Genomic DNA, 23,280 nt, shown 5'->3' on the forward strand with positions numbered 1-23,280 from the left:
CCTTACAAAGCATGGTGACACTTATGAATAAACTAAATTGTACGTTTTCTGAATGGCAGCAAAACCCTGAGGTTTATCAGATCAACCGCATGGATGCCCATACTGTTACTGTTCCGTATGATTCGGAGGAAACTGCGAAGCGATACATTATAAAAGACTCTGCGTATTATTATTCTTTAAATGGCAATTGGAAGTTTTTGCACGTTACCTGCCCAAAAGAGGCACCGCAAGAATTCTATCAAGAGGGTTATGATGTATCCGCTTGGGATGAAATCGAGGTGCCACTGTCCTGGCAGATGGCGGGATATGGAAGAAAACAATATACAAACACCGCGTACCCATGGGAGCAGGAAGAAGAGGTAATGCCTCCTTTTGCACCGCAAAATTATAATGAAACAGGTTCTTATGTGACCGAATTTGAATTGCCTGAAAATTTTATAGGAAAACAGGTGATCCTGTCTTTGCAGGGAGTAGAAAGTGCATTTTATCTTTGGGTAAACGGAGAATTTGCCGGTTATGCGGAGGACACCTACACCCCTTCGGAGTTTAATATTACCGATTACTTAAAAAACGGCAGAAACAAAATTGCGCTGCGGGTACACCAGTGGTGTACCGGAAGTTGGCTGGAAGATCAGGATATGTGGCGGCTTGGCGGGATTTTCCGGGATGTGTACCTTTATGCTGTAGAACCGGACCATATCATTGATTATCGTATCGATTATGATTTAGACCCCGGCTACCGGGAGGTGGAAGGTGTTTGCAGGCTTACTTATCTTTCTCAGCAGCATCCGGCAACTGCACTGCGAATTTTTGCTCCTGATGGGGTTTTGGTTTTTGAAACAGAGATCCCAAAAGGCGGCAGCGGAAATAAAAATGCAGAGATTCCTTTTGCGCTGGCTGACCCATTGAAATGGAGCGCAGAAAAGCCACATCTTTATACGGTCGTCCTGTTGACTAAAACGGCAGAGGGCAGAGTCAAGGAAGCGGTTTCCGGCAGGATCGGATTCCGAAAGCTGGAAATCAAGGACAATGTTTACTATATCAATGGCCGGCGGATCATTATTAAGGGGATGTGCAAGCATGAAATTGACATGCACCGCGGCCGGGCAGTTCCTTATGAGCGTCTGGTGTCTGATATTAAGCGGATGAAAGCCTGCAATATCAATGCTGTCCGCACCAGTCATTATCCTTATCAGAAAGAGTGGCAGGACCTTTGTGATGAATATGGGATGTATGTAGCCGATGAAGTGAATTTGGAATCCCATGGGACATGGTTTAACGATCAGAAGGAAATCGGAATCACCCAGCCGGGCAATGAAATGATTTGGGAAGATGTTTTGCTGGATCGGTGCGCAAACCTATTTGAACGGGATAAGAATTCCCCAAGCGTGGTATTTTGGTCACTGGGAAATGAATCTTTTGGCGGGGAAGTACTTGCTTCTATGTACCGTTACTTTAAAGAAAATGACCCAACCCGTCCAACCTTTTATGAAGGAACTTTTCACTGCCGGGAATATGACTTTGTAACCGAATTTGAAAACCAGATGTACATGCGCCCGTGGGAAATGTTGGAATATACCAAGAATGATCCGAAAAAGCCTTTTATCTCCTGTGAATACGAAGTTTGCCCGGGTACCAGTCTTGGTAATATTGATGAATATATTGATCTTTTTGACACTTATCCAGAATTACAAGGCGCTTATATGTGGAGCTGGAGGGACAGCGGACTGTTGAATTATGCCCCGGACGGAAGACCTTACGCAGCATATGGCGGTGATTTTGGCGAGCGTTTGCACGATGACATTTTCTGCTGCAATGGGATGCTTTTGCCTGACAGTTCAGATACGCCGAAAGTGCTGGCTGTGAAGCATGCTTATCGCAATGTCAATATCCGGTTGGTCCATGCGGCGACCGGACGGATCGAAATATATAATAAATTTCTGTTTACTAATTTAAATGAATACGGCCTTGTTTGGGAAATATTGAGGGATGGCGTTACCTGCGCACAGGGAGAAGCCTGTATGGATTTGGAACCGCTGAAAAAGGGACGTATCAATCTCTGGAAAACAAGCCCCGTAGATGTAACAGACGGCCACGAATACCTGTTGACTGTTTCTGTGACTGCGAAAAAGAAAACCAATTTTTCGGACATTGGATTTATTGACTGCGTACATCAGATGAGCTTGAACCATCCGTATCCAGCTTACACGGTCAGCGCTAAAAAGAGCGGAGAATTAAAGGTGACCCGTACCTTCGGTTCCCTTTTTGTAGAGGGGAAAGATTTTAAGATAGTCTTTGCGGCCCGCGTCTGGGGAACCCTTGCCTCCTATCAAAAAAATGGGATGGAATATCTTCAAAAGGATATGAAACCGAATTTTTGGAGGGCAATGACTGATATCGACTTGGGAAATGGGACGCAGATCCGCTGTGCGCCATGGAAATATGCAGCAAAGAAGCCTGTCTTAACAAGCTTTGAATTTGTTAGGGATGAGGACCGTGTGCTGGTGACAGCATGTTATGATTTACTAACAGACCCAGCCGCAAAGCTGATTACTATTTATTCTATTCTGGGAGACAGCACAATTTCAGTGGAAATGAATTTTGAGGTGCCGGAAGGGCTCCCGGAACTGCCATCGCTGGGTTATATGCTGCAGTTAAGCCCCAACATGAACCGTCTGGAATGGTATGGAAACGGCCCGATCGACAGCTACTGGGACCGCAAGGACGGAACCTATGCCGGGATTTGGAAAGATACGGTAGAAAACCGCTTTATCCAATATGTACGGCCGCAGGAATGCGGAAACATCACTGATGTACGATGGCTGACTGTGACAGATGGGGAACAAAAAGGACTAAAATTCTGGGGACGTGATCTGCTGGAGATTTGCGCGCTGCCATATTCGCCGGATCAGATCGAAGCAGCAGACCATCCATATAAGCTTCCGGAGCCAGACGGAACTTATGTCAGAGTAAATTGGCATCAAATGGGTGTCGGTGGGGATGACAGTTGGGGCGGCATAGCGCATGATCCATACCGGATGCCTGCCGGAAAAACCTATCGCTTCCAATTCTATATGAAAGCATTATAATTGTGTGGCAGGGGGCTTTCCTATGAGCAAGGGGATTGTATTTGATGTAAAACAAATGGCTGTCTTTGACGGCCCCGGGATCAGGACGACAGTTTTTTTAAAAGGATGTCCTCTGCGCTGCCAATGGTGCCATAATCCGGAGGGGCTGGAGGTTTATCCGCAGCTAATGGTAAGTTATCACGCCTGTATTCATTGCGGCAGATGTAAAATGGTTTGCCAGCACCCGGATGGATGCGAGAATTGTTTTGACTGTGTGGAAATGTGTCCTCTGCGTCTTAGGAAAATCGCGGGGACTGTTTATACAGATGAGGCACTTGCGAAAATTTTACTGAAGGATCGAGAGATTCTGGAGATGAATGACGGGGGAATCACCTTTTCGGGTGGAGAGCCGCTTATGCAGGCAAAATTTTTATTGGATGTTATTGACAGGCTGGGAGGCTTGCATACGGCAATAGAAACCAGCGGCTACTGCAAGGAGGAGGTTTTTGTCCAGGTAGCCGATCGTTTGGACTTTATTATGATGGATTTGAAACTGATCGATTCAGAGCGTCACCGACATTTTACCGGTGTGGATAACCAGCTAATTTTAAGGAATCTGGAATGGCTGAAGCAGTCTAGGAAACCTTTTGTGGTTCGCATTCCGCTGATCCCCGGGATAAATGATACCGAAGAAAACCTGACAGCAACTGCCAAACTGCTGATAGGGGCTGAATCTTTGCAAAAGGTAGAACTGCTACCCTATCACCAAACAGCAGGAGCTAAATACGAAATGCTTGGGAGAGAGTATTCTCCGGAATTTGATCCGTTGCGCGGAGTAAATACAAGGAAGTCCTGTTTTGAGTCTTTGGGAATTTCTTGCACCGTATTATAAAAGGAAAGGTGTGTGAAGATGACAGAATATATTTCTCGTTTACGGAACTATTTTATTGCAGAACAGAAACATCATCAATTCCGTCAGCCCGAAATAGGATGCCGGGAGATGGCGAAAATCTGGAAAGAACAAGGCCTTTCTGACCTTCAAAGGGCAACGAAACGGCTGATTTGGATGCTGGATCAAGAACAGCCGGTGGTCCTGCCGGAAGAAAAGATTGCCTTGCTTCGGACAGTATCGGTTATTCCTGAAATTTTTACCGAGGAGGAGTTTGAGGCGATCCAACAGGAGCACTATATTCATGAACAGGGAAAAGTATGTAATGTGAACCCACTGTACAGCCAGTTGATCGATGTTGGCTTTGACCGAAAAAAAGAACAGATTTTGGTCCTTATTGAGGAATATCAGAGTGGTCAAAATCGTGAGGCAGTCGAATTTTTAACTTGTTGTATACAACTGCTGGAAGCGATAGAAGAATTTGCTGAACGCTATCGAAAAGAAGCGCAGCGGGCTGGCAATCAGACTGTGGCGGAAGCATTTGCCCGCATACCGCGGCAGCCGCCAAAAACCTTTGCCCAGGCGCTACAATTTTTCCGATTGATCCATTATTGTCTTTGGGCGAGTTTTAACTATCACAATACGGTGGGGCGATTCGACCAATATATGTTTACATATTATGATAAAGATATAAAAAATGGGACTCTCACAAAAGATTCAGCTTTAGAACTGCTGGAAGAATTTTTTATCAGTTTTAATAAGGACAGTGATCTTTATACCGGGATGCAGCAGGGTGATAATGGTCAGAGCATGGTGCTGGGAGGAATGGACAAAAACGGAAACGAAACCTATAATGATCTTTCTGAGCTTTGCATGCAGGCGAGCCTGGAGCTGAAGCTGATCGACCCAAAAATCAATTTGAGAGTTCACAAAAAAACACCGCTCTCTTCTTATGAACGCGGGACTCATCTAACAAAACAAGGGCTGGGATTCCCGCAATATGCGAATGACGACATTGTGATCGAGGCGTTAAAACGCTGGGGATATTCTGACGATGATGCCTATGATTATGTTGTCGCGGCCTGTTGGGAATTTATTGTTCCAGGGGCTGGGATGGATTTGCCAAATATCAATGGATTGTCTTTCCCAATGGTTGTTAGTGAAACAATAGAGCGTTTGGAGGAGTTCAATACCTTTGAGGAATGCATGGAGGCGGTAAAGGAGAATATTTTCAAAGAATCAGAACGCCTTTGCGCCAGTGTTCACAACTTGTATATGGAACCTGCGCCGTTCTTATCGCTGATGATGCTTGATTGTACCCAAAAAGGGAAAGACATCTCCCTAGGCGGACGGTACAATAACTTTGGATTGCACGGAAGTGGGCTTTCCACTGCTGTGGATTCCCTTGCAATGATACGGAAATATGTTTATGACGATGACGCAGTGTCAAAAGAAGAACTGCTGAGAATGCTAAAAAATAATTTTTCCGGTTATGAGGAGTTCTGTGCCAAGCTTCGTTTCAGCGCTGATAAAATGGGAAATGACAAGGATGAAGTTGACGAGATCGCGGTTAGGCTTTTGGACTGGTTTGCTGATTCACTAGACGGGAAACAGAATGAACGAGGCGGGATTTTCCGCCCCGGTACCGGCTCTGCCATGTACTATGTGTGGCAATCGAAGCACCTAATGGCAACACCAGACGGCAGAAAATACGGGGAGGAATTTGCCTGCAATTATTCTCCGAGTCTGCTTGCACGGTGCAATGGGCCGTTTTCGATCATGAAATCTTTTACAAAACCCGATCTTGTGCGGGTCTGCAACGGCGGTCCGCTGACAATCGAATTGCATGACACCTTATTTAGAAATGATGACAGCATCCGGAAAGTTGCCATGTTTGTAAAAACATTTTTTGATTTGGGCGGACACCAAATGCAGATCAATGCAGTTAACCGGGAAAAGATGTTGGATGCCAAAAAACATCCGGAAAAATACCGAAATTTGATCGTCCGTGTTTGGGGTTGGAGCGGATATTTTGTGGAGCTTGACGACGTGTATCAGGATCAGATCATCAAACGTATGGAACTGCTGATATAGCAATAGAAAAGAGGTTATGAATATGCCCGATATTACCTTTGCTTTGTTTTTTGGAAACCGCGGCTTTTTTCCTGGGGAGCTGATTGCAGATGCAAGAAAGGAATTGACAGAGGCTGTGGAGAAAGCCGGTTATCATTCCATAATGATGGAAGAAACCGAAACCCGATACGGCGCGGTGGAAACCATTGAGGAAGGAGAAAAATTTGCCCGTTTTCTGGCCGGGAACCGTGGAAAGTATCAGGGAATCATCCTGTGTCTGCCAAATTTTGGAGATGAAAATGGGGCTTGTGTTGCATTAAAGGATGCCGGCGTGCCAATTTTAGTACAGGCATATCCGGATGAAGTGGGAAAGATGGATTTTGCCCACCGCCGTGATGCGCTGTGCGGAAAGATTGCCATGTGCAATGTACTGCGGCAGTGCGGAATCAAATATACCTTGCTTAAACCATTTACCGTTCATCCTTCTTCCGATGAATTTCAGGCACAGATCGAAACTTTTGCCGGGGTATGCCGGATCGTAAACGGTTTGAAACGGTATAACCTTGGAGCGATAGGCGCCCGAACAACTGCTTTCAAAACAGTCCGGGTCGACGAGATTGGACTGCAAAGATCGGGCGTGAACATTGAAACTTTTGACCTTGGAGAAATATTTCGCCGGATGCGTGACGTTTCATCTGATCGGATCGAGGAGAAAATGGCTGCATATCTGAAAATAACCCATTTTGACTTTCCGATCGAAAAACTACATAATATCGCACGATTAGGGGCTGTAGTGGATGATCTTATTTTGGAGTATCATCTAAATGGGATAGCTCTGCGATGCTGGAATGAATTTCAGTTGGAGTTTGGCATCGCCCCTTGTATGGTGTTGGGGGAATTAAATGAACGTGGAATCGCCGCCTCCTGTGAAGTCGATATTACCAATACCCTTATGATGCAGGCCTTGGCTCTAGCAGGGAATATGCCGTCGATGCTTTTGGACATTAACAATAATTACCGGGATAATCCGGACAAATGTATTTTATTCCATTGTGGCCCGATCCCGATCTCGTTGATGGAAGGAAAAGGGACCACTGTAGAACATAAAATGTTTGTCAAAAGTTATGGGGAAGGCTCCGGCGTAGGCGTAAACCAAGGGAAACTGCGAAAGGGAAAAATCACCTTTGGAAGCATGAAAACAGAAGATGGGAAAATTTGCGCCTACCTTGGCTGTGGAGAATTAACAAAGGAACCGATCGAACCAGAGTTTTTTGGGACGGGTTCTGTATTGTATTCAAAAGGATTAGACGGTATTTTGGATTATATCGGGAAGAACGGTTACCGTCATCATATGGCGGTGGTGCCAGAACACATTTGCGACGCGGCAGAAGAAGCGCTGGCCAATTATCTTGAATATGACGTCAAGCGCTTCTAAGATAAATATGGAAAAGCATAGAAGGGAAGCTTAAGAATATTCTTCACTTCTATGCCAAAAACTTACCGGGCAGCCCTTTTTGGACTGCCCGGTAAAATTGATTTAAGCAAAATAAAGCCGCATGCCCATTTCGTGGGTGATTCGGGAAGGATGCCCATGGGTGTGCTCTGGCATATTGAAGAGATCTTCATAATGGTTGGAGCAAACTGCTTCACCATCTTTTAGGACAACGAGCGCAACATCGACTCGGTCAAAAGAGGAGGTGTCAACATTTAGATCGCAGACTTTCACAATATCATCTGCGCCAATTTCGATCTGCTTTTCCTCTTTCTGGATCACGTTTCCTTTGCCATCGGTAATGACCCATTTTACAGTACAGCTGCCGATAGGGGTGAGCAAATCATTGACGGCATAGATACCGTCAAGTTTTTCGTTAAATTTTAGGAATATCCCAGTGGGCATATTGCTTTCTAACATCGCGTCTAATCCGTCTTTTGGGAGTCCCCACCAATCAAATATTCCATAAAAGCTCTGCGGGCCGATATCGTTATACAAAAATTGAACATACCCGGAATTCGGTGAATATTTTTGGATCCGATAATGTTCGGTGTAGTATTTTAAAAGGAGATATTGATAATGTCCAATTTCATCGAGGCGGTCTACAAGTCCGTTTAAACGGCGGTAGAGTTTCGGCATTTTTTTGAGACTATCTGCACATGGCGGGGCATCAAAGCCATATTCTGTATTAAATTTTTCTATGGTACCGTAAATTTCCCGATAGTGGGTGCCGTCTCCATGTAGGGAACCAATATAATTATGGCTATCTCCGCTGAATGGGTCGCTTTCACAGAAAGACCCTTTAATAACCGGGCGGGAAGGATCGTGTTCGCAGGTTGCCTTGTAAAGAGCTGGTCCGGGATTGACATCCATAGAGCGGCTATGTCCGCGCATTCCAGCGGCGGCATCGCCCTCGGCTTCTTTTGCCTGTTCTGCGTCAAGAAGTCCCGGCTCATTCATACAGATCCAGCAAATAATAGCCGGGTGTCGTTTTAACAAGTCAACAGTCTGTAAAAATACGTCAATAAAACGATCCGCAAAAATATCGTTATCCGGATGCGCCCAGTTATATTCAGAATCCTGAATAACGGCAATTCCAATTTCTGTGCATAACTCGTAGAATAACTCGAATTCCACATGGACGTGTACTCTGACAAGATTAAATCCACAGGCTTTTATGGAAAGCAGGTCTCGTTTATAGCGCTCCTTGTTCATTGCGGAAACGTAAACATCTGGAAAATAAGAAGTACCGCGGATATACAGCTTTTTATTGTTAAGATAGAAGGTGGTTTCTTTTTCATTTCGGACCATTTCGATTTTTCTAAAACCAGTCACCTCATGATACCGGTAGACTTCATTCCCGTTTTGGTCCTCTAAGACAGTGATCAAGTCATATAACCATTGCCCTCCGCGATCCCATGTATTCCACAAGTGGATATTTTTTGCCGCAGCGGAGATGCTTACCTCGCCATTTTTGCTGACCGGAACAGTTTCGCTGCAGATGATCTCTTTTGTGAGTTTATCTACACAAACTAATCGTAGGTTGTATTTTTCTGATACGTTGGTCACCCTGACTTTTGCATTGAGCGACACGTTTTTTAAGGTTTCATCCAGTGTATAGGTGATTTCCGGCCGCCCTTGAAAGGATGCCTTTTCAGTTACTTCCACCGTGACATCCCCATAAATCCCAATGGGATTGACATCACGCTGGATAAAAGTATCCGAGTGTTCATAAGTCCCCTTTACCATGTTGCGCAGAATGAGAAATGTGCGGCGCTCCTGTTTGTCCCCGTCCACGGTATCATCCCACGGGGACCAAACCTTTACCATCAAGGTATTTGCTTCCCCTTTTTTTAAAAGATCATCAACGCAGAATTCAAATGGGATCGAATAACCTTCGTGCTCACCAAGCAGGACGCCGTTAAACCATACTTTGCAGTAATAGTCGACGTTGGAGAACCTAATTACGCAATGGCTGCCTGCATGTTCCGGCACTTCAAATTCATTTTTATACCACCATGGGGCCTGGTTAAAATAACGCAATTCACGTCCCCAGTACGGCTGATCCGAAAAAATCAGTTGCAGATGTTTTAACTCCTCAAGATCTTCCCATTCGGAGAGCTGGGCCCCCATAGAGTACAGGACCGTTTCATCTTGATATAATTTGAGATTTTCCGCAGTATTATGTACATCCTGCATGACCTTCCAGCCTTGTTTTAAATTCAGCTTCATTTTGGTAGTCATTCCTTTCATCAGTTATTTGGAATTTGCATTTATTTTGGTAAGGATCTTAGCAGCATAAATCCCCTTTAATCTTTAATTGCACCTGCTGCCATCCCTTCCATAACATTTTTATTGAGGAAGAAGTAGATGATGAGTGTCGGTAAAATCGCCAGCACAATCGCGGCAAAAGTCCCGCCCCAGTCGCGGCGTCCCATTTCACCGACAAAATCGTTTAATCCAACTGGCAGGGTCTTCATGATCCCTTTTGTCATAAAGGTATTGGCATAAGTAAATTCGTTCCAGATGTTGACGAAATTGTAGATAATAATTGTGATAGTAGAGTTTTTCGCCATAGGAAACATGATTTTTGAAAATATTTGGAAGCTGTTTGCGCCGTCGATGGTGGCCGCTTCCAATAACGAATTGGGAACAAACTTCATAAATCCAGTATAAAGGTAGATCGCCATGGGCAAACTGAAACCGATTTGCGGTAAAATAAGGGAAAGGTAGGTGTTGCGCAAACCTACCGCATTGTAGATTTGGAACATAGGTATCAGACATGCGAAAATCGGGATCATCATTCCAAGCAGGAAAAAGGATAAAAGCCTTTCGTTCTGTTTAAATTGGATCTTGCTGATCGCATAAGCTGCAGGCGCGCTTAAAATCACGATCCCCACTAAGGTGCCAACTGCTACGATCACACTATTTAAAAAATAGCGGATCAAGTTGGATTCAAATAGCGCAGTGATATAGTTGCCGAGATAGAGGCTTGACGGCATACTGTATGCTTCTAAAAAAGCCATATCGTCTTTGGTTTTAAAGCTGGACATCAATACCCAGAACATGGGATAGGTTTGAATTACCAGAACGACGATCAGGAAGATATAAAATAAAATTCTCAGCCATTTGCTGGTGGTAAGACGCTGCATAAACAATTTCTCCTTTCCCGATGTTAATCTCGCTTCGCAGCACGCTGCTGGAATAACCGTATGATACCCACTGCTATCAATGACTCGGCCAGAAGAAATACCGATAATGCGCTGCCATAGCCAAACTGTGCAGAACTAAACGCGGTTTTGTAAGTATAGGTGGCAACTAGCTCGCTTGCACTTCCCGGACCACCGCTGGTCAGAATATAAGATACATCAAAGCTTTTTAGAGTACCGTTGATTACGATCACCAGTACAACAAAGAAGATATTTTTGATCATTGGAAGCTTAATATAGCGGTATTGCTGTCCCCATGTGCACCCGTCAATATAGGCGGCTTCTACGACATCATTGGAGATTGCCATAAATGCAGAATAAAAAATCACCATATAAAGCCCGCAAAATTTATAGCCGTCAACTAGGGTGACGACAAGTAGCGCCCATTTTGGCTCAGAAAGCAGCGCGATCGGTTCCATCCCGAGTCCTTCCATCACGGCAGCAAGAACGCCCTGCGGCTCAACGGAAAGCAGCTTTTCAAAGATTTTGCAGATCGCCATGGAGGAAATAATACAGGGAATAAAATAAATAACCCGCAGGATATTATTGCCTTTTGTGATATTAGTCAGGATAATGGCCATGATCAAGCCGGTAAATACTTGATATATTGTCCCGACCGCCATAAAAAATAGGTTATTGAAAAAGGACGTAATAAAAACTTCATCCCCAAACATGCGTGTATAGTTTTGCAGGCCTGTAAATTTCATATCCCCAATCCCATTCCAATCGAAAACGCTATATACGATTGACCAGACTACCGGGATCAATACAATACAAATATATACGATCAACGCCGGAGCAGAAAAGAGCCACGGCTCCCATTTGTTTCTTGGTTTCATTGTTTACCCTCCGTTTGCTGGGGAAAAATAGTATCCCCGGATCAATTTCTTCATGAAGCAGGTTTCGGCAACCGCAAAAGCAGTTGCCGAAGCTTGCTTTCGATCATCCCGCAGAAGGGAGATCTCTACCCGTTTATGGGATTATTTATTGTTGGCTGCAACAGCCTTGTCCAGAGAGTCGGCCCATTCCTGCGGGGTCATTTCGCCGATTAATAGCTCTGTAGAAGATTTGTGAAGTGTTTCCAAAGAGGCGGAATCGATCACAACATCCCAGCATTTTGCAAAAGTATTAACGTTGGTGACATCCTCCAGAATATCTTGATAAACGGCAGGAAGCCCTTCGGTAGAAGAAGGCTGGATAGACGGGAGCTGTTTGTAATCATTTAAAGTAATATCCGCATAATTGTCAAACACGTATTTCATATAGTCTTTCATTTCCTGTGTCATAGCATCTTTACGGATCGCCATACCGATCCCGCAATTTGCAAAGTAATCAGAAGCACCGGTGGTATCGTTATCTTTGTAGGTCGGCATGGTGAAATAAGAAAAGTCACTTCTCAGATCCCCGGTGGATTCGTCAATCAGTTTTGGCAGTACCCATGTACCGTCATACAGCATAGCGGCTTTGTTTCCGACAAACAGGTCTTCCATAGTATCGGTGTCCCCGGAGGAAAAGCCTGTCTGGAAATATTGAGCCAACTCCTGCATATATGCTGCATTTTCAATTCCAAGTTCCGTACCCCATGATTCCGTTCCAGCACAAGCTTTTTCCAGATAGTCGTTGCCTGACTGACGGAATGGGATCATGGCAAAGTAACGGAGTACCGGCCAGTCCGAACCAAGAGTAGTAATTGGGGTGATCCCCGCATCTTTCAGGGCTTTACAGGTATCCAACAATTCATCCATGGTTTTGGGAACTTCTGTGATGCCAGCCTGTGCAAACAGGTCTTTATTATAGAAGAAATATTCTGCGTTTGCCTGCCATGCAGTTAAATAGATCTCATCCGAGCCGGGCAATTTCACATATTCCTTTGCGATATTAAAAAATTTATCACTTACCCCTAATTCATCATACAGGTCACCCATATTGTAAACTTGATCATTTTCCACGAGACTGGCGAAAAATGTATCTGGGTCAGATTCAAACCATTCTGGCAATTCATTGCTGGATGCCAGGATCTTCAGCTTTTGCAGGTAGGAAGCACGGTCGGTAATGCTTTCCACTTCATAAGAAAAATCCAGATCCGGATTTTCTTTGGCATAATTATCTGCCACATCTTGGAGAGCAAGCATAACAGCCTCGCTGGTAGTATTGCGGGAAGACAGATAGTTGATGGTCAAGGAACCGCTTTGGGAATTATCTCCTCCGGCTGCAGAATTGTTTCCATTGTTTTTAGAATCGCCGCATCCTGCCAACATAGCAGTACACAATGCAGCGCACAAAGCAGTGGACAATAATTTTTTCGTGTTCTTCATAATACTATTCCTTTCCTAATTTGTTTTTGATATTGTTGGATTTATCTAAGATGTACATGATTATAAATTAAAATATGTAGAAGGTATATAGAAAATCATCGCTAAAGTGGTAAAATCTTCGTTAGTTGTCGATTTGTTATAGGTTTTGCTGTCACTTTTGTGTATAATTTAGACATAGAAAACACATGGTGTTTTGCGGAATATGATCTATACAATTTGAGAGGTATGTTAGACTTTTCCGTTCATCAAAAATAATATGAAAAAAGCCCATGAAAGGGCTTAAAATAAACCTTTATTATACAGAACGGAAAAGTCTGCCAATTCTTTCAAATAACCACTCTGACTAACATCCAAAATTGACCTGCGAACTCAACGAAAGGTAAAAAAATGATCAAACAAAAAAAGAAAAAATTTGGTATATCTATGCAAAATAAAATTTTTTGCTGGAGTTCTCTATTGATTCTGATATCCTTGATCGTTACAGCGATTCTGATCAATACAGTATCAACAACAGTCAATGTGAACAATGCGCTCGGTTCTGCACGCAGGGAGCAAGCGCTGATTATTAATAACCTCAACACCAAAATCACCCATATTCAGGACTATGCAGTTTCTGTTGCGGTGGACCCGCGTGTGATTGCCGAGGCCAAGGAGCATCCATCTCCCCCGGTGGAAGAGGCGAAAAGGTATAAACTGCGGCTGGAACTGAATAAGATCATCGGCAGTATTATGGGCCTTAACCGAAATGTTTATATGTGGGATTTAGTTGCTGCCGATAATAGCTTTTTCGGGGTAAGCGGATATGACATGTCTGAAATAGAGGCATTGCTCAGCGACGAATATTTTACACAAGTACGGAAAAACTGGGGAGTATCTATTTCGGGTCCATATCAGCTCCATAACAAAGGGGAGCGTACTACACCGGTATTCCTGGTTACAAAACCAGTTGTTGATTTAGATTCAAGAACAGTTTATGGCTATGTGATGTTTGTGATCAAGGAATCTAATTTTGCTTCTATTTTTGAAAATAATATGCCTCAAAATGTGGAATCTTCTTTTTATATCCTTAATGAGGAGGAAATTGTTATTTCCTCCTCTGACAAAACGATCATTACCCAAAACATTCAAAAAATTGGTACCTTTAGTGAAGCGGAACTCAAAGTGCTTTACGGAAAAGGTTCTTTGACGAAAAACGTTGGGGGACAAGAGATGCTGTATACGATTTCACAGGAATTAAAAGATCCTGTTCAATGGACCGTGATCAGCTGTCAGCCATTGGACAGCCTTTTAATAGGACAAAAAATCTTGAATAAATGGATTCTGGTAATTGGTACAGTTGCCTGTTTGGTGGCATTATTTATTTCTTATATCATAGCAAGATCTCTTTCCCGCCCGATCATGGAACTGGCCAGTACGATCCATGATGCGGCAGAGGGTAACTTGAGTCAGAAAGCAAACCGTCAGTCTGCCGGTGAGATCGAGATTCTTTATGAGGGATTTAATAACTTAATGAACGCGGTCAATCGGCTATTAAGGAGGGTGTATCAGGAACAGGAAGAAAAAAGTGAATATCAGTTCCACTTGATACAAGCTCAGATTAAACCCCATTTTCTTTATAATACGCTGGAAATGATCAAATCCTTGATTGATTTGGAAAAAGGAGAAACTGCCAGTCAATGCATTTCTGCAATGGCCTCATTTTACCGTTTGTCCCTTAATAGGGGCAATGATATTATCTCCGTTTATGATGAGATAAAGCTGTCACAGCAGTATATGTATTTACAAAAATTACGGTATATTGAATATCTGGATTATCGCTTCAACATCCCGGAAGAGCTGACAAAATATCAACTTCCCAAAATGACATTGCAGCCGATCTTAGAAAATTCGATTTATCATGGGATCAAAGAAAAACAAGAAGAAGGGATCGTGGAAATTGAACTTACGGAACACGGGGACTCCCTTCGCTTTGTAATAGTGGACAATGGGATTGGAATGACAAAAGAAATGCTGTCCCATCTTCAGCAGACGATAAAGTCATCCAGTGATTTAGAAGAGTCAGAATCTCCAAAATCATTTGGGATGGCCAGTGTTAACCGACGGTTAAAATTACTTTACGGGGAAAACTATTCCTTTGTTATTGAGAGCGAGTACGGGGAATTTACTAAAGTAACAATTCTTATTCCTAAAAATATTCCTGAAGATTTGCAGAAGGATCAGAAAGGGGAGTACGAGGGTGAGTAAGTCAATTCTCATTATTGAGGATGAGTTTTATTTTCGACAGGCATTGAAGAAATATATCACTTCTTATGATGAAGAATTTGAAGTATGCGGAGAGGCGAGAAACGGACAAGACGGATTGGAAAAAATACTAGAACTGAAGCCAGATATCGCATTGGTGGATATTACTATGCCGATTATGGATGGGATTACTGTAATCAAAAAGGCGAAGGAAGCACACTCTAATACAAAAGTGATCATCTTAACTGGATACGGAGAATTTGAGTATGCAAAAAAAGCCATCCAGTTAGGGGTCCAGGACTATCTTTTAAAGCCGCTTCAGAGCGAAGAGCTTTATCAAAGCCTTCAAAAGGCAGGTAAGATAATCGATCAGGAACGGGAAACAGAAAACACACTGAACTTGATTTTAAGAACAAAACAGCGTGTATTCTCCGCTTATAAGGAAAGTTTGATCAGTAAGCTGCTGTTAAATGGGCTATATGATGAAGCGGAGCTGATGAAAAACTTTAGTTTCCCCAAAAATGATTGTAAATATGTAGCGGCTGTGCTGGATATTTATATTAAAAGTCCGGAGATTTGGAACCAGGAAGATAAAAAATTATGCCATTATGCAGTCTGTAATATAATAGGAGATATTTTTAAGGATGGAATGAGTTACGGCGCCTGCATCAACGAGGAGGGTATGGTCTGTATAGTGTTTCGTCCATTTAGGGAAACAGAAATAGAAATTCAGCTTCGGGAACGGATGGAGCAGGTCTGCGTTATGGCAGAAGAATACCTTGGTTTAGTGGTTACCGCATACTTTGGGGATGTAAGGGGCTCGCTCGGTGAGGTATGTGAATCATACCAAGAAGCGTTGGCGTTAAAAAAGTACCAGCTATTTCATGATAAAAAAGGCGTATATTTTTATTCGGCTGTTCAAACGAAGCAATCATGGTCTAAAGAATTTTTCTCTCGTGAAGAGCGGAAATCTCTGCTGTCCTTTATGCGTGCAAATGACCACGATGAGGTACATGGACTGATCCGCAAAATATTTATTAAGATGATGGAAGGCAATCTGGATCCGGATATGGTTTACATGCACGTTGCAGAACTCTTTTCAGTTGTTCTTGAATTTGCCGCAGAATATAAAACTAAACTACAAAAACCAAATGAAAACGCGGGTTTGTTTTCCTATATTATGTCTGCCCCCAGTTTAGATCAGCTTCAAGAGTTTGTAATAGATGCCGTGGATCGAATCATGATGCAGATCAATCAAAAGGATATCGATTCTCAGGCAAAATTGGCACAGAAGGTGGCGGAATATATTGATTCTAATTTTGGGAATCCAAATTTAAAGCTGGAGATCATTGCGGGAGAATTTTATATCAATATCCAGTATTTATGCCTGATTTTTAAAAAACATCGAAACACTACGATTGGAAATTACATTTTAGAAGTTCGGATGGAAAATGCACAGAAAGAATTATTGAATGGGGCAGAAAGTATCACCGTTGTGGCATATCATTGCGGATATGAAGATGTTGGGTATTTTAGCAAATGCTTTAAGCGCTACTTTGGATTATCGCCCAAAAAATTTATTGAAAAGCACACGAAAGGGAAAAATGACTTTAATTTTCCTCGAGAATGATTTTATATATAAAAAGGTCTAAGGAATATCCCTAGACCTTTTTGAATTTAGAAACAAAAATGAAAGTGCAATCAGCGTAAGTGTAGAAGCAAAATAAAAAGGCTGAACCCAGAACGCGAATTGCGAGCAGATTCAACCTTTTTTGGTTTACGCTACAAAAAGATACCCTCTTGTTTGAAAAGAAAAATATTTTTTCGGGACGCGCAACCCTCCTTTTCAAATATTATATTTATATAATATTTGAATATTACAAGTCTATATAAAATGCAATGCTAAGAAGCTGTGTGATTTCAAATCCGCCGATGAAACGGAGGCAGATTTTTTCTTTGGAAAGTACGGTGATTCTTTCAATGATGCGGTACACTAAGGTATCGGAGTATTCTGTTGGGCGAGGTCCTCTGCGGAAATTAGCCCCATGACTTCTTTAGCTTTGAATTCCATTACCTCGGAACATTCTGCGGTGTATTCGATCCACTTTTTCTGCTGTTTCAATTTGAAGGTGGTTTCGTTGATCTGTTTCAGTTTATGGTCGATGATGTCATTTTTGTCAACCGCCAGAACCAGCAGCCGGTCAAATTCTGTTTTCAGTTCCTTAATTTTGTTCTCTATCACAATGGGGCTGGCTTCTTCCTTTTCTCCGGCAATGCAGTATATCAGGGTATCCTGCAGCGCCGCAGCCATTTCTTCCCGCTGCCCATGAATCAAAGAACGGATGGCCTTCAATATAGCGGTGTGGAGGATGGTTTCTTTAAGGCTAGGCGAATCCCCACAGAATTTCGGTCTGAACTATAGTCAAGGAAGGAGACACGAAAAAAGAATGCATTTTCGTGTCCACTTTTTTAGTATAGATCCAATATTGGCAAGGCTGCCGGTACGACTGGGGCCTTAAATGTAAAAGAAGGCGTATAGCCTCGGGCGGTAAACGTGAAAGAAGTTCAAAAACCTTTTCGTTTTTTATAGTTTTATAGGAATTGAAATGAACGAATCAAAATACATGTTATCCACAGATCGAAGTCCAGCTTTTAAAATGATTTATTTTAATGTATTGCTATTATTTAGTACAGAGGTACTGTATAGAAACAGAACATCCTGATGCTCAAAAGAAATAAATTTTTTTAGAATATTTGGAGAGATGTAGCGGATATCGACGAGAGTAATCGTGGAATATCCCTCCATGAGAAGAGGTGCGAGACTGCTTGCGAAAGAATCTCGGAAAACAATCAGCTCTTTTTCGCTTGCGGCATTGGGATTGTTTATTTTAAGCAGGGATTTAGAACCGGATAAAAAAAGTTCATAGGGATCTTTTCCATAAACTTTTTGAAAGTCGTAGATTGGGATATGAGTATCTGTTTCATAGTCATATACCGTACCTCCCTCTATTTCCGGATTATTTAGGTAGTATAATTCATCTGCCGGGAGAGGTAAAGCGAGATGCCCGTAATAAACACCATAGAAAGGAAGGGGAACCTTATTTTTCTGGTATACACCGGTTACTTTGGTACCCATTTTTTCTGCCAGATATTTTGCAACGTCAACAATTCTTTCTTGTCTCCAATGAGTATCGGTACGATAATAGTCATGAACTTCTAAAAGATGCACAATATCGATATATTGAGAATAATCCATTTTTTCTGTTACATAGTCAAAGAATTGTTGATAATTGATAGATGGGTATCCAAATTCTGAAGCCAAAAAGTAGTTTTTGTCAGGAATTAGGGAGAGATAGACGTTTATATCTTTTCCAGAAATATAATTGTTGTAGATAAATCGAAATCGATTGGTTGCATATTCGATCGACTCGATGTTGATTGGATAATCCAGCTTAGAGATAAAACCATTTTCAAGATAAAGATGGTTATTGTCTTTTTGGGAGAAAAGTTTCAGAGTTGCAAATGCTTTTATTGTTCTGAAATTTTCTCTGAGGGGAAATTGGTCTAAGGTATATTTTTCAAAATCGGTCATAAATTTTCCGGATAAGACAGATTCTTTCGTTATTTCTGGAAGCTGGGCGAGTGGTCTTCGTTCACTTATAGATTCCTTTTGATCCGACTGGATGATACCCCATAGGGGGAATAAGACAAGAAAAGAACCGGTCAGCAAAATTATTGTGAAATTTTTGATTTTTTCCGACATAAGATTCCCCTCCTAAAATCTGAAATACAAAAATGGATTAAATGAACCGTCCACTAAAAATGCAGTACACAATGCCAAAAGAATGACTAAAAAGACAGGTTCAACAATTTGAAGTATCACGTTTAGAAATTTCTTTTTTTTCGCTGAATTCAAAAGTTTTTTCACGATAGGGGTAGCACCTATTGCTGCTAAAATCAAAATAACCGCATAGTTTTGGAGATAGTATACGGATTCTAAGGAAATAAAAGGCAATCCGCCTACGCCGAACATATCTGCAATCAATGAGAATGCTTGGGTAATACTGGGCGCGTCAAAGATTACAAAACTGATTGCAACTATTAATAAAACATATAGGTGGTTGAAAACTTTTGCTTTTTTCAAAAATGGAAGAAGCCACATTTTTTCAATAATCAGTAATACTGCAAACAGAATTCCCCATAAAATAAAGGTCCATTGAGCGCCGTGCCAAAAACCGGTAGCCGCCCAAACGAGAAAAATATTTAAAAACCATCTTGCTTTACCGACCCGATTTCCTCCTAATGGGATATATAAATAATCCCGAAACCATGATCCCAGAGAAATGTGCCATCTTCGCCAAAACTCGGTAATACTTTTGGATATATAGGGATAATCGAAATTTTCCGGAAAATGAAATCCCAATATCTGTCCGAGTCCAATGGCCATATCGCTGTAGCCTGAAAAGTCAAAGTAAATATGGAGCATATAAGAAATGGCATAAAGCCAGCAAAACAGCACAGATTTGCTATCTGAAGCCTGAAATGATGCAATACCTTGTCCTAAAAGATTGGCAATCAATATTTTTTTTGCCAATCCAATTAGAAATCTGCGGATTCCTTTTGCAGTATTTTCGACGGTATGAGTTCTTGATTTCAGCTGTTTTTCTATCTCTGAATACCGTACGATTGGACCCGCAACCAACTGTGGAAACATCGCAATGTAGGTGGCAAGATCTAAGTAATTTTTTTGAGCTTTAACTTCGTTTCGGTAAACGTCTACAGAATAACTCAAAATCTGGAAGGTATAGAAGCTGATGCCGATTGGAAGAGTTACCTTAAGCAGTGGGATAGATAGTCCAGTAACAGCATTGAAATTGCTGATAAAAAAATCCGTATATTTAAAATATCCCAGCATAAATAAACTCAAAATCACAGAAACGGCCAAAAAGAGTTTTGACCGTTTTGTCCCTCGATATTTTTCAATCAAGATTCCAAAAAAGTATCCCTGTGTAATGGAAATCAGCATAAAGATAAGGTATTTTGGTTCCCCCCAACCATAGAAAACCAGACTAGATAAAAACAAGACACCATTTTTCATCTGTTTGGGAACGATAAAATATAACGTTAACACACAGGGCAGAAAATAATATAAGAAAGGGATGCTAGAAAATAACATAACTCAGTACCTGTTATGCAATAGGTTCTTCCAAAATTACTTTGGAGGATGGGTAGGTAGAAGTTAACTGTGCTTGAAAAGTGCCTAATACTTCATTATTTCCGTAAAAAGAAACAATGTAGTCTCCAACAGAAACAATGATAAGTTTATCAGGAAATCCGCACATCCATTGTTTCTGAAGAATATTGTCTTTTATTGCTTTGGCAAGATTGTTGATATCATCAGAACTTTTTACATGGTAAGTTCCGCAGGTGAAAATATTTGCATTCATCATATGAATAAGTGAAGCAGCATCATCAATTTTATCTACTAAAGCAGATGGAAATCCGAGTGTCGAATCCAATGCAGTAGGGTCAGAAAGATCAAATTTTCCGGGAGCATCTGTGGTGGCATTTTCCTCAGACAGATCCCCACCCATAGCGGCAAATTTATTGTCCTCAGGATAGCCCTTCCAAACTGCAGTCAGAAGCTCTACAGCATCTTTGGCTGTTATCTGTTGGCTGTTATTTGATTCTGGATTGGAAGAAAAGTCACTGCCAGAGTTTTTAGAACAAGCGGTGAAAGAAAATGATAAGACTGCCACTAAAAGAATAGCTGTTAATTTTTTCATAATATAAAACCTCCGATTATTGTTTTTGGATTGTCCAACATTTTTGGGTTTCGTCATAAAAAAGCGAGATATCGATATTGTTATTGATGATAAGAGTATATGTCTTTCCAATATTAGGTTGCTCAATTTTCCATTGAATATATACGAGTTCTTTACTTTGATAACTTTGCCCAGTATACAACAACTCACTGTAGTCTGGAGAATACACTTCTATTGTCCCGTCTTTCGTGCTCATATGTACTATCCGATCGGCATTGATTTGAATAGGAATAGAGATAAGCTCAGGGGTAGATACTCGGATATCAGATTCTGCGGGAGCAGGAAGATCAACACGAATAGTCTGGTTGGAAAGAATGCTGTCATAGATTGAGATCTCTACTGTTGCAGAAAACCGTGAGAATAGGGCGATGCCACAAATCAAAGTAAGGCAGGCTGCTATGCTGAAAATCAGAAAAGGATTTTTCTTTTTCGGTTTTTGCATCATATCAGATGCCGAAACAATCAGTTCGTCATCTATCTGTGTCATTGCTTTCAAAAACACCTCATGGTTCATAGTACCCCTCCTTTTCTAAATATAATTTTAGACGTTTTCTCGTTCTCATCAACATTGATTTTATTTTACTCTGGCTATATTGACAATGAGTGGAAATGTCTTTGATTGAATCACAATAAAAATATCGCCGAATAAATATATTACGGGCTTCCAAGCTTTCAGTATATAAAAAATTACTAATCGACTGGCTGAGTTTTTTGATTTCGATTTCATCTTCAACTGATATTTTTGAGGGAATATAAATATCCAGTTCACTGAGTGATTGAGTAAATTCGTTCGTTAAGCGTTTTTGAGCATGTTTTGCTTGATATTTATTTAATGCGAGGTTGCGAGCGATTTTGGCTACAAATGCCGCCAATAAACTAGGGAAATTTGGTGGTATGGAATTCCAGGTTTGCATGTAGGTGTCGTTGACATTTTCTTCACTTTCAGGAAGATCGGATAGAATATTCATTGAAATTTTGAAACAATATGCACCATATTTGTCGGCGGTTTCTTTGATGGCCTGTTCGTCTCGCCTCCAATAAAGATCGACGATTTTTTGATCGTCCATATACCTACGCTCCTTTCTGTTAGCAAGTTACCATCTATAATATAAGACAGATTTTTTAGACTTTGGTTGCATGAGATATGTAATTTTTTAAAAGAAAATATCTTTTGAGGATAGGTAGTCCTCCTTTTCAAATATTATATAATAATAGAATATTACAAGTCTATATAAAATGCAATGCTAAGAAGCTGTGTGATTTCAAATCCGCCGATGAATCGGAACGCTCTGCGGCGTATTCGATTCGCTTTCCTGCTGTTTCAACTTGAAGGTGGTTTCGCTGATCTGTTTCAGTTTATGGTTGATGATGTCATTTTCGTCAACCACCAGAACCGGCAGCCGGTCAAATTCTGTTTCCAGTTTCTTGATTTTGTTCTCTAACACAATGGGGCTGGTTTCTTCCTTTTCTCCGGCAATGCAGTATATCAGGGTATCCTGCAGCGCCGCTGCCTATGAATCAAAGAACGGATGGCTTTCAGTATAGCAGTGTGGAGGGGGGCTTTAAGGCTAGGCGAATTCCAGCCCGTTGATACGGTGAAAAGAAAACCTTTCAGGATAAACGACGATTTTTTGCACCATGCTTTTGAACACGGAAGGTTCAAACTTCAGCATAGGCTGGGCTTCTTCCAGCAGCAGTTTGATGCTGTCAATGACACGACTAACCTCGTCCGGTCCTTGAAGTTGCCGCAGTTCCCGCCGCAATTCTTCGATTTTTTGGTTGTTACGGTTGCTTCGCTCTATAAAAATAGCAGAATCAATACATCCCTTGGTCTGCAGCCTTGTGAGTGAATGATTCTGTTGAGGTAAAGGCTCAGGAACCAACTTGCACAGAAGATGGTAATATCGTTTACTGGTATTGTGCCGACTACGGCAAATACTTCAGCGATGCCACTCTAACTAAAGAAATCAGCAGAGATGATACTATGATCCCAGCACTTGGACAATCTAAAGAAAATGAATCTACAGATAACCCTAAAATAGGAGACAGCGGCATGACCTTATGGATCAGCCTGGCAGCTATTTCCGCACTTGGATTAGTTGGTACAATCATTCTCAATAAAAAGAGAAGAACAGGAAAATAAGAGAATATTTTAATAAGAGAGAGCT

At 41.6% G+C, this 23,280-nt stretch carries 19 protein-coding genes; 7 read left to right on the forward strand and 12 right to left on the reverse strand.

All coding sequences use genetic code 11. The annotated features are described in order from the left end of the window. The first annotated feature begins 23 nt into the window (after window positions 1-23). From CIB36_RS01855 to CIB36_RS01870, 4 genes are all read left to right on the forward strand, one after another. A complete protein-coding gene (locus CIB36_RS01855) occupies window positions 24-3,089 on the forward strand; it encodes a glycoside hydrolase family 2 TIM barrel-domain containing protein (RefSeq protein WP_158662545.1) in 3,066 nt (1,021 codons plus the stop codon). A 22-nt stretch (window positions 3,090-3,111) separates the two neighbouring features. Continuing rightward, the gene (locus tag CIB36_RS01860) at window positions 3,112-3,960 is read left to right on the forward strand and encodes a glycyl-radical enzyme activating protein (protein ID WP_093987908.1); all 849 of its coding nucleotides are present in this window, start codon (window positions 3,112-3,114) and stop codon (window positions 3,958-3,960) included. A gap of 108 nt (window positions 3,961-4,068) precedes the next feature. Next, a complete protein-coding gene (locus CIB36_RS01865) occupies window positions 4,069-6,051 on the forward strand; it encodes a pyruvate formate lyase family protein (RefSeq protein WP_229408161.1) in 1,983 nt (660 codons plus the stop codon). Window positions 6,052-6,073: 22 nt separating this feature from the next. After that, window positions 6,074-7,465 carry an L-fucose/L-arabinose isomerase family protein gene (locus CIB36_RS01870; RefSeq protein WP_158662546.1) on the forward strand — a complete coding sequence of 464 codons (1,392 nt, stop codon included), beginning with the start codon at window positions 6,074-6,076 and terminating at the stop codon, window positions 7,463-7,465. 102 nt (window positions 7,466-7,567) lie between these two features. Here CIB36_RS01870 and CIB36_RS01875 read toward each other — a convergent pair whose 3' ends face one another. The 4 genes from CIB36_RS01875 to CIB36_RS01890 all read right to left on the reverse strand — a co-directional run bounded on the left by CIB36_RS01875 (window position 7,568) and on the right by CIB36_RS01890 (window position 13,046). Beyond that, window positions 7,568-9,754, reverse strand: a complete 2,187-nt coding sequence (locus tag CIB36_RS01875; protein WP_229408162.1) for a glycoside hydrolase family 2 protein — start codon at window positions 9,752-9,754, stop codon at window positions 7,568-7,570. Between the two features lie 77 nt (window positions 9,755-9,831). Beyond that, window positions 9,832-10,674 (reverse strand): carbohydrate ABC transporter permease, encoded by an 843-nt coding sequence (locus CIB36_RS01880; protein ID WP_093987912.1) that lies wholly within the window; start codon window positions 10,672-10,674, stop codon window positions 9,832-9,834. 23 nt (window positions 10,675-10,697) lie between these two features. Continuing rightward, complete coding sequence (locus CIB36_RS01885; RefSeq protein WP_093987913.1) at window positions 10,698-11,570, reverse strand: carbohydrate ABC transporter permease; 873 nt, start codon at window positions 11,568-11,570, stop codon at window positions 10,698-10,700. A 141-nt stretch (window positions 11,571-11,711) separates the two neighbouring features. After that, window positions 11,712-13,046, reverse strand: a complete 1,335-nt coding sequence (locus tag CIB36_RS01890) for an ABC transporter substrate-binding protein (RefSeq protein WP_093987914.1) — start codon at window positions 13,044-13,046, stop codon at window positions 11,712-11,714. Between the two features lie 456 nt (window positions 13,047-13,502). Between CIB36_RS01890 and CIB36_RS01895 the strand changes: the two genes are divergently transcribed. Together CIB36_RS01895 and CIB36_RS01900 are read left to right on the forward strand one after the other, a co-directional pair. Continuing rightward, window positions 13,503-15,290 carry a cache domain-containing sensor histidine kinase gene (locus CIB36_RS01895; RefSeq protein WP_158662547.1) on the forward strand — a complete coding sequence of 596 codons (1,788 nt, stop codon included), beginning with the start codon at window positions 13,503-13,505 and terminating at the stop codon, window positions 15,288-15,290. Then, on the forward strand, window positions 15,283-16,917 hold the full coding sequence (locus CIB36_RS01900; protein ID WP_093987916.1) for a response regulator: 1,635 nt from the start codon (window positions 15,283-15,285) through the stop codon (window positions 16,915-16,917). The genes CIB36_RS01895 and CIB36_RS01900 overlap by 8 nt, the downstream gene beginning before the upstream one ends. A gap of 363 nt (window positions 16,918-17,280) precedes the next feature. Here CIB36_RS01900 and CIB36_RS01905 read toward each other — a convergent pair whose 3' ends face one another. The 8 genes from CIB36_RS01905 to CIB36_RS01940 form a co-directional block, all read right to left on the reverse strand. Next, window positions 17,281-17,622, reverse strand: coding sequence for a hypothetical protein (locus CIB36_RS01905; RefSeq protein WP_093987917.1), 342 nt, complete (start codon window positions 17,620-17,622; stop codon window positions 17,281-17,283). Window positions 17,623-17,949: 327 nt separating this feature from the next. Next, on the reverse strand, window positions 17,950-19,050 hold the full coding sequence (locus tag CIB36_RS01910) for a DHHW family protein (protein ID WP_093987918.1): 1,101 nt from the start codon (window positions 19,048-19,050) through the stop codon (window positions 17,950-17,952). A 12-nt stretch (window positions 19,051-19,062) separates the two neighbouring features. After that, window positions 19,063-20,463, reverse strand: coding sequence for an MBOAT family O-acyltransferase (locus CIB36_RS01915; RefSeq protein ID WP_093987919.1), 1,401 nt, complete (start codon window positions 20,461-20,463; stop codon window positions 19,063-19,065). Window positions 20,464-20,476: 13 nt separating this feature from the next. Continuing rightward, window positions 20,477-21,073, reverse strand: coding sequence for a bacteriocin transport accessory protein (locus CIB36_RS01920; protein ID WP_093987920.1), 597 nt, complete (start codon window positions 21,071-21,073; stop codon window positions 20,477-20,479). 16 nt (window positions 21,074-21,089) lie between these two features. Then, on the reverse strand, window positions 21,090-21,626 hold the full coding sequence (locus CIB36_RS01925) for a hypothetical protein (protein WP_093987921.1): 537 nt from the start codon (window positions 21,624-21,626) through the stop codon (window positions 21,090-21,092). Further along, window positions 21,616-22,179 (reverse strand): RNA polymerase sigma factor, encoded by a 564-nt coding sequence (locus CIB36_RS01930; protein WP_093987922.1) that lies wholly within the window; start codon window positions 22,177-22,179, stop codon window positions 21,616-21,618. Before CIB36_RS01930 ends, CIB36_RS01925 begins: the two co-directional genes overlap by 11 nt. Before the next feature lie 195 nt (window positions 22,180-22,374). After that, on the reverse strand, window positions 22,375-22,557 hold the full coding sequence (locus tag CIB36_RS01935; protein WP_093987923.1) for a hypothetical protein: 183 nt from the start codon (window positions 22,555-22,557) through the stop codon (window positions 22,375-22,377). Window positions 22,558-22,680: 123 nt separating this feature from the next. After that, window positions 22,681-22,875 (reverse strand): hypothetical protein, encoded by a 195-nt coding sequence (locus CIB36_RS01940; protein WP_093987924.1) that lies wholly within the window; start codon window positions 22,873-22,875, stop codon window positions 22,681-22,683. A gap of 83 nt (window positions 22,876-22,958) precedes the next feature. On the opposite strand from CIB36_RS01940, the gene CIB36_RS01945 reads away from it, so the two are divergent. Continuing rightward, entirely contained in the window at window positions 22,959-23,255 is a 297-nt protein-coding gene (locus tag CIB36_RS01945; RefSeq protein WP_093987925.1) for a hypothetical protein, read from the forward strand. Window positions 23,256-23,280 lie beyond the last annotated feature (25 nt).

The sequence above is a fragment of the Massiliimalia timonensis genome (genome assembly GCF_900186585.1).
Classification (GTDB): Bacteria; Bacillota; Clostridia; order Oscillospirales; family Ruminococcaceae; genus Massiliimalia; species Massiliimalia timonensis.

Coding starts and splice junctions, on each gene's coding strand:
- CIB36_RS01855 (WP_158662545.1), top strand. CDS start 24: ATGAATAAACTAAATTGTACGTTTTCTGAATGGCAGCAAAACCCTGAG.
- CIB36_RS01860 (WP_093987908.1), top strand. CDS start 3,112: ATGAGCAAGGGGATTGTATTTGATGTAAAACAAATGGCTGTCTTTGAC.
- CIB36_RS01865 (WP_229408161.1), top strand. CDS start 4,069: ATGGCGAAAATCTGGAAAGAACAAGGCCTTTCTGACCTTCAAAGGGCA.
- CIB36_RS01870 (WP_158662546.1), top strand. CDS start 6,074: ATGCCCGATATTACCTTTGCTTTGTTTTTTGGAAACCGCGGCTTTTTT.
- CIB36_RS01875 (WP_229408162.1), bottom strand. CDS start 9,754: ATGAAGCTGAATTTAAAACAAGGCTGGAAGGTCATGCAGGATGTACAT.
- CIB36_RS01880 (WP_093987912.1), bottom strand. CDS start 10,674: ATGCAGCGTCTTACCACCAGCAAATGGCTGAGAATTTTATTTTATATC.
- CIB36_RS01885 (WP_093987913.1), bottom strand. CDS start 11,570: ATGAAACCAAGAAACAAATGGGAGCCGTGGCTCTTTTCTGCTCCGGCG.
- CIB36_RS01890 (WP_093987914.1), bottom strand. CDS start 13,046: ATGAAGAACACGAAAAAATTATTGTCCACTGCTTTGTGCGCTGCATTG.
- CIB36_RS01910 (WP_093987918.1), bottom strand. CDS start 19,050: ATGTCGGAAAAAATCAAAAATTTCACAATAATTTTGCTGACCGGTTCT.
- CIB36_RS01915 (WP_093987919.1), bottom strand. CDS start 20,463: ATGTTATTTTCTAGCATCCCTTTCTTATATTATTTTCTGCCCTGTGTG.
- CIB36_RS01920 (WP_093987920.1), bottom strand. CDS start 21,073: ATGAAAAAATTAACAGCTATTCTTTTAGTGGCAGTCTTATCATTTTCT.
- CIB36_RS01925 (WP_093987921.1), bottom strand. CDS start 21,626: ATGAACCATGAGGTGTTTTTGAAAGCAATGACACAGATAGATGACGAA.
- CIB36_RS01930 (WP_093987922.1), bottom strand. CDS start 22,179: ATGGACGATCAAAAAATCGTCGATCTTTATTGGAGGCGAGACGAACAG.